Origin of the sequence: Arsukibacterium ikkense (assembly GCF_000987775.1) — a bacterium.
GTDB lineage: Bacteria > Pseudomonadota > Gammaproteobacteria > Enterobacterales > Alteromonadaceae > Alishewanella > Alishewanella ikkense.
The window spans coordinates 1-5,538 of record NZ_LAHO01000028.1 but is presented as its reverse complement, the minus strand read 5'-3'; the positions used below and the strand labels follow the sequence as shown (position 1 = coordinate 5,538).

Genomic DNA, 5,538 nt, shown 5'->3' with positions numbered 1-5,538 from the left:
CTGGGGGAGAAGGCTCAATGAGTATCAAATTTTTGATGTCGGACTGCACAGAGTGCATCCGTATAAAAAGAAGGTAGAGCATATGGGAACGCGACTGACTCAAACTGATACCATAATATCGGTTGTTGCGCCGCACCTGCAGCAGCCAGTTGCTGACTTTGTTGCAAAACTGGCTGCGCGTGGCTATCAAGCTGGCGACCGCGTCAGCGCCAATTTCTATGAGAACGGATATTCCACCGCCGCAATCTTGTTAATAGTTGCAATGATCGAGTCGATGCTTCAGCGAGACCGCTATTTCCTTCTAAAGTCGAAGCCAAACATGAAACTAAACGAAGTTCCCGTAAAGTACTTGAAAGAAACGCTACGGTACAGGCGTCACTCCCACGTTCGTGAACTCTTTGAACTTAGGAATGCGCTTGCACACAATCACATGTGGGAAGTCGAATACACGCTTCCCGCTGCGGGCGGTCGGACATACCGGAAGTCGAAACTCATGCCGGGTTCGCACCATCTAAAGGCCTTGCCTGGCACAAATGCAAGAATTCCGCGCACACGCATTGTGAAGTTCAATCTACTTCCAGCCCGCGTGGATAGAACCGATTTAGTTAAGGCACTTGATGTTTGCAATCATGCTTTCGCGCACCTTTATAAGAAAGAGCAGCGTCCAGTTCGGTTTCTTGATGACATAATTGTGTGCGGGAAGCGGCATATCCCATTTAAGCAGTTAGCCGAGTTCTTGCGAAATGAGCTCTAACACACGAGCCTTTTCAGAGTTACTAGGTAAAGCCACTCTTCTGGCCGCATTAGCGGCCAGTCTGTTGTCCATCAGCAAGCTACGCTGCGCCATCTGTCATCACGATTGCCTGTCGATTGCTCAGCGAGTTAACTTGTATTTTCCTATCGGCGTAGCAACTTCTAAACGATGAGTGGCTTCGCTGAGTATTTGCCAGGTAATCTGCTCATCATCCGCAGTTAACGTAAGCACGTTGTCTTGCCTGGTGTAGGGGTACTGTCTGCTGCCGTGATCTTTAATAACTTCTGTTATCGTATCCGCATTTATATCAACAAAATTACCGGCTTCCAGCTGATTGACACTGCCATCATCATAAACCACTTCGGTCATCACCCAGCGGCCGAAAATATCATCACTCTCGCTGGCATTACTGCAAGAGGATAAGACTAAAGCGAATAGGGTTAGAGCAACCATATTCTTTATTTGTGCCATAAATTTATGCATAAGTTGATGTCGTCTTTATTGAGGGAGCACTTGCAATTGCACGTGCTAATCCATCTGGTAATTCTGATAGTTGATATTTTCGGGTGGCAGATGATTCTCTGACAATCGTACCTTCAAAGTCGCGAGAAATCAGAGTGATTTTTTGTGTTAGCCCTTTTTGCCCCCAAGGATGCGGTGACCATTTAAAGTTATGTTCAAATATCATTTCAAACGACCAACCACGAGCCATTCTTGGATAATCAACAGCAGCCTGGAGTTCATCTTTAGTGATCGCCACTATAGTGCCAATGGCAATTGCAGCCATACCACTTGTAAGTAAGGTGGCGGCGACGGTTAGACCTGCTGTAGCTAAATGGCCTGTATATCTGATTGCTTTTTCATGCTCAAGGTTCCAAGCGGTAGCAGCGGCATCTGTTTCAAAAAGGTAAGTATGAGATTTGGAGTTAGAAATTTCATTTTTGATAAAACAATTTGGTTGTTTTCCTGAGCCAATCCAATGCCCACCATCAGACCAATTGAAACGATTGTGGCATTTGTTTTCAAGTTCCTTGCGTTGAGCGGGTAATAATCTGGTAGACGTTGGGCTTGCGTATTCTGATTGCATAGTTAGTCACTCCATTTATGTGAATAGGTTATCCCTTGTAGAAACTGCATGTCTTATTACACAAGAGAATCAATATAAATAAAAATGAAAATTTAGCAATAAATTGTTACCACTTTGTTGTAAAAATCCGCCGGCTAGCGGTTTTTGTATGCTTTAACTTTGGAGTCAATGTCTGCCAAGTTAGCTGATATTTCCCTGTAGAAGGCTGTACCTATAAGTCATCAGGCAGGTGGGGTAGTCTTACATTGCCGGTGACAAAGTTCTGGGTTAACCGCTCCAGTTCATGCTGCTAGTTTCACCCTAACACTGCAGTTTGCTAACACTGAGCCGACAGCTTCACTATTGTTGTTAAAAAATTAACGCACACTTGTCGAATTCATCTGTTGTTATACGATTAGAAACAGCCAGCCGACCTGGCTACACTTTAACCACGCTATGGAGATACAGTATGAGTCGCATGATTTTCGTTAACCTGCCGGTAAAGGACCTGAAGGCATCAATAGCGTTTTACACAGAGTTGGGGTTTAACAATAACCGACATTTTACCGATGAAACCGCTGCTTGCATGGTCTGGAGCAAAGAGATTAACGTGATGCTGTTAACCCACGATAAGTGGAGGAGTTTCACTACCAGGCCCATTCCGGCAACGACATCAAGCGAGGTAATGCTGGCGCTGGCGTGCGAGAATCCGGAAGCAGTTGACGCTATGACTGGCTCGGCTGCTGCGCACGGCGGTACAGCCGACATTAACCCGAAACAGGAACTCGGCTTTATGTACGGCCGCAGTTTTGCCGATCCAGATGGCCATATCTGGGAACCGTTCTGGATGGCTCCGGCAGCTGTTCCGGCAGAATAAAGCTTTATCGTTTTCAAGGGCGGCATTCTTAAGGAAGTCAGCTTCGGTGTGCTGATGTTGGGGCTTGGATACGTCGGGCTGTTGAAGGCGGCCATCGAGATGCATGAGCATCATCGGGTGGTGGCTAGGGGCGTAGACTCGACAGAGTCTGAGTAGGCGGAGCGCACATCGCCAGCCAGAGGACTGTAGGGCAGGCACAACAAAGGAAAACCGGGAACACAACAAAAAATGGGCATAGCAGAAAGATGTGAGCAATAGCCCCATTCATTACAGATGTTGATGTTTTTATGCCGGGAGCATTATGACGAAGAATGGCGATAAGCCGCGATAAGCAACTATAAGGCGGGTTAGGGTAGCGCCTGATGTGTCTTTTACGACAGGCTCAGACAAGACTTTCCAGACTTCAGGTTAGAAGCCGGTACGTGTACAGTGTACAGCTCGGCGGTGTTAAGCGTGTTGCTTGCCAAATAACACTGCACCAGCAAAGTCCCCTTGTGCAGACTGGTCCAGCGCGACAGTACCTCTTGCGTGTTCAGTTGTGCGTGTCCTGTTCGGCGTGGCTGGTGCTGCCAAGGCTGACCGGTTTGCCTCACGATTGTTTTCAATCTCTGCCACGTCAAAGAAGTCTTTGTCTGTATCTAAGTGAATGAAGGTTACGCTATTGTTAATCATGTTAACCTGGGGTATTGTGTATTCAACAAATACAGTATGACTCTGGTTGCAAAATTAACCCACAAAATCGGAGGTAAGCACCTCTTGGGGAGTCATTATATCCAGGCAAAATAGAGGCGATAGTTATGGCAAAAGTCTATGCAATAATACGTGGTAACGGGGATATTCTTGTTGGGCGCGGCGGTAGATCCGGAAGACGACCGCGTATGCGGACTGGCTTACACCTGCCGGGCGGTACCATAGATCCAAACGAGACTGTTCACACTGCTGCGATAAGAGAGGTTAGGGAAGAAACCGGAATTAACTTATTGATACAAGACGTCGTAAATTCTTTTGCCTTAATGTTGAACGGTCAAAGAGTTGATTTTGTTGTGTTTGAGGTTTTTAGTGTAGAAGATGCAATCAGGACTCGAGTGTCCCCACCTCGCCTCAACATATATGATGAGCCTTTTGCCGCTTTACAAAGCCTGAGTTTTAATCAGTGTATTAACAATCCAGGTTTTTCAGCAGAACATAATACTGATTGGTTTGCTCAAGGGCTAAGTCACGCCTACCAAAATAATATGTTGTAGAAATAAATAGCATGCTCTACATAGGAAGATTCAAATCTAACAAATGATTATCAAGCCCATCTATGCGAGCGCCAGTTTGCTGTCCATCAGCAAAATAGACTGCTTCATCTGTCATTATGGTTGCCAGGCTCCGTCGGTTGCAAAAAGATCCGCTGTTGGCCAGGTTTAGTGCTTATCGTGATACAGCTCGCAGGCTTCCAGGGTGTTTTCTATTAAACTGGCCACTGTCATGGGGCCTACGCCGCCCGGCACCGGGGTGATATAACGGGCATGCTTTACTGCTGCACCGTATTCCACATCGCCTACCAGCTTGCCGCTGTCGAGCCGGTTAATGCCGACATCGATCACCAGCGCACCGGGTTTTATCCAGTCGCCTGGGATAAATTCCGGCCGGCCAACCGCGACTACCAGTAAATCGGCACGGCGTACCTGAGCTTCGAGGTTACGGGTAAATTTATGGCATACCGTGGTGGTGCAACCGGCCAGTAACAGCTCCAGCGCCATTGGCCGGCCAACGATATTCGACGCGCCAACCACCACTGCATCCATGCCTTTGACGTTAACGCCGGTGCTTTGCAGTAATGTCATAATGCCTTTGGGCGTGCAGGAACGCAGGGCTGGCATGCGTTGTGCCAGCCGGCCAATATTGTATGGGTGAAAGCCATCGACATCTTTATGCGGGGCTATCCGCTCTAGTATGGCGGATGAATCTAAACCCGCAGGTAACGGCAGCTGCACCAGAATGCCATCTACGGTAGTGTCGTGGTTCAGTTTATCTATCAGATCGGCCAGTTGCTGCTCAGTGGTGTCTGACGGCAGGTCATAAGATACCGAATGAAAGCCCACTTCTTCACAGGCTTTACGTTTACTGCCAACATAAACTTGTGACGCGGGATCCAGCCCTACCAAAACTACAGCTAATCCTGGCGCTCTTTTACCGGCGGCGACCCGTGCCCGCACCTGGGCGGCGACTTTATCTTTAGTTGCCTGTGCTACTGCTTTGCCATCAATAATTTGTGCTGTCATGCTGGAGAATTCTCTGTCACGTTTTAATGGCGTTATTTTCGCACAGCCGCCGCCAGAACTCCATCCTGAGCTGTTAATAGCAATAAAGGTTCAAATAATCAGCAATCGGTTGAATATTGCAAAAAAAGGTTTGACGCCTTAGGTGGCGAGCGTTAATATTCCGCCCCGTTGCAGCAGTGCAGCAATGTCGGTGATTGGCGCAGCTTGGTAGCGCACTTGGTTTGGGTCCAAGGGGTCGCAGGTTCAAATCCTGCATCACCGACCATTCATTTTATAGCTTGGTAGGGCTTTCGATTTTGCGCCCGTAGCTCAGCTGGATAGAGCAACGCCCTTCTAAGGCGTGGGTCATAGGTTCGAATCCTATCGGGCGCGCCATAACAAGCGCAAAACAGTTTCAGTGGTGGTTGTAGCTCAGTTGGTAGAGCCCCGGATTGTGATTCCGGTTGTCGTGGGTTCGAACCCCATCATCCACCCCATTTTCCCCTGAGTTTTTATTGTCGGTGATTGGCGCAGCTTGGTAGCGCACTTGGTTTGGGTCCAAGGGGTCGCAGGTTCAAATCCTGCATCACCG

The 5,538-nt window shown here is 48.0% G+C and carries 7 protein-coding genes and 4 tRNA genes; 7 read left to right on the top strand and 4 right to left on the bottom strand.

Annotated features, from left to right (window positions below; translation table 11 throughout):
• On the top strand, positions 1-754 hold a 754-nt coding region (locus WG68_RS19695), incomplete at its 5' end, for a hypothetical protein (protein WP_161796376.1).
• A gap of 120 nt (positions 755-874) precedes the next feature.
• Here WG68_RS19695 and WG68_RS18775 read toward each other — a convergent pair.
• Positions 875-1,225: a hypothetical protein gene (locus tag WG68_RS18775; protein ID WP_152663156.1), complete on the bottom strand. Its 351-nt coding sequence runs from the start codon at positions 1,223-1,225 to the stop codon at positions 875-877.
• 4 nt (positions 1,226-1,229) lie between these two features.
• Positions 1,230-1,841, bottom strand: coding sequence for a hypothetical protein (locus WG68_RS18770; protein ID WP_046559255.1), 612 nt, complete (start codon positions 1,839-1,841; stop codon positions 1,230-1,232).
• A gap of 448 nt (positions 1,842-2,289) precedes the next feature.
• Between WG68_RS18770 and WG68_RS18765 the strand changes: the two genes are divergently transcribed.
• Entirely contained in the window at positions 2,290-2,697 is a 408-nt protein-coding gene (locus tag WG68_RS18765) for a VOC family protein (RefSeq protein ID WP_046559254.1), read from the top strand.
• A 447-nt stretch (positions 2,698-3,144) separates the two neighbouring features.
• Here the strand turns inward: WG68_RS18765 and WG68_RS18760 are convergent, their stop codons facing one another.
• Entirely contained in the window at positions 3,145-3,369 is a 225-nt protein-coding gene (locus WG68_RS18760) for a hypothetical protein (protein ID WP_046559253.1), read from the bottom strand.
• 125 nt (positions 3,370-3,494) lie between these two features.
• Between WG68_RS18760 and WG68_RS18755 the strand changes: the two genes are divergently transcribed.
• Positions 3,495-3,941, top strand: coding sequence for an NUDIX hydrolase (locus tag WG68_RS18755; protein WP_046559252.1), 447 nt, complete (start codon positions 3,495-3,497; stop codon positions 3,939-3,941).
• 165 nt (positions 3,942-4,106) lie between these two features.
• Here the strand turns inward: WG68_RS18755 and folD are convergent, their stop codons facing one another.
• Positions 4,107-4,967, bottom strand: a complete 861-nt coding sequence (gene folD, locus WG68_RS18750; RefSeq protein ID WP_046559251.1) for a bifunctional methylenetetrahydrofolate dehydrogenase/methenyltetrahydrofolate cyclohydrolase FolD — start codon at positions 4,965-4,967, stop codon at positions 4,107-4,109.
• A gap of 188 nt (positions 4,968-5,155) precedes the next feature.
• Between folD and WG68_RS18745 the strand changes: the two genes are divergently transcribed.
• The 4 genes from WG68_RS18745 to WG68_RS18730 all read left to right on the top strand — a co-directional run bounded on the left by WG68_RS18745 (position 5,156) and on the right by WG68_RS18730 (position 5,538).
• Positions 5,156-5,232 (top strand) — tRNA-Pro (locus tag WG68_RS18745).
• A gap of 33 nt (positions 5,233-5,265) precedes the next feature.
• Positions 5,266-5,342, top strand: a tRNA-Arg gene (locus WG68_RS18740).
• 25 nt (positions 5,343-5,367) lie between these two features.
• Positions 5,368-5,443: transfer RNA gene (locus tag WG68_RS18735), tRNA-His, on the top strand.
• Positions 5,444-5,465: 22 nt separating this feature from the next.
• Positions 5,466-5,538 (top strand) — tRNA-Pro (locus WG68_RS18730).

Excerpts from the sequence above, each read along its gene's own strand:
- WG68_RS18775 (WP_152663156.1), bottom strand. The coding sequence starts at position 1,225 with ATGGCACAAATAAAGAATATGGTTGCTCTAACCCTATTCGCTTTAGTC.
- WG68_RS18770 (WP_046559255.1), bottom strand. The coding sequence starts at position 1,841 with ATGCAATCAGAATACGCAAGCCCAACGTCTACCAGATTATTACCCGCT.
- WG68_RS18765 (WP_046559254.1), top strand. The coding sequence starts at position 2,290 with ATGAGTCGCATGATTTTCGTTAACCTGCCGGTAAAGGACCTGAAGGCA.
- WG68_RS18760 (WP_046559253.1), bottom strand. The coding sequence starts at position 3,369 with ATGATTAACAATAGCGTAACCTTCATTCACTTAGATACAGACAAAGAC.
- WG68_RS18755 (WP_046559252.1), top strand. The coding sequence starts at position 3,495 with ATGGCAAAAGTCTATGCAATAATACGTGGTAACGGGGATATTCTTGTT.
- folD (WP_046559251.1), bottom strand. The coding sequence starts at position 4,967 with ATGACAGCACAAATTATTGATGGCAAAGCAGTAGCACAGGCAACTAAA.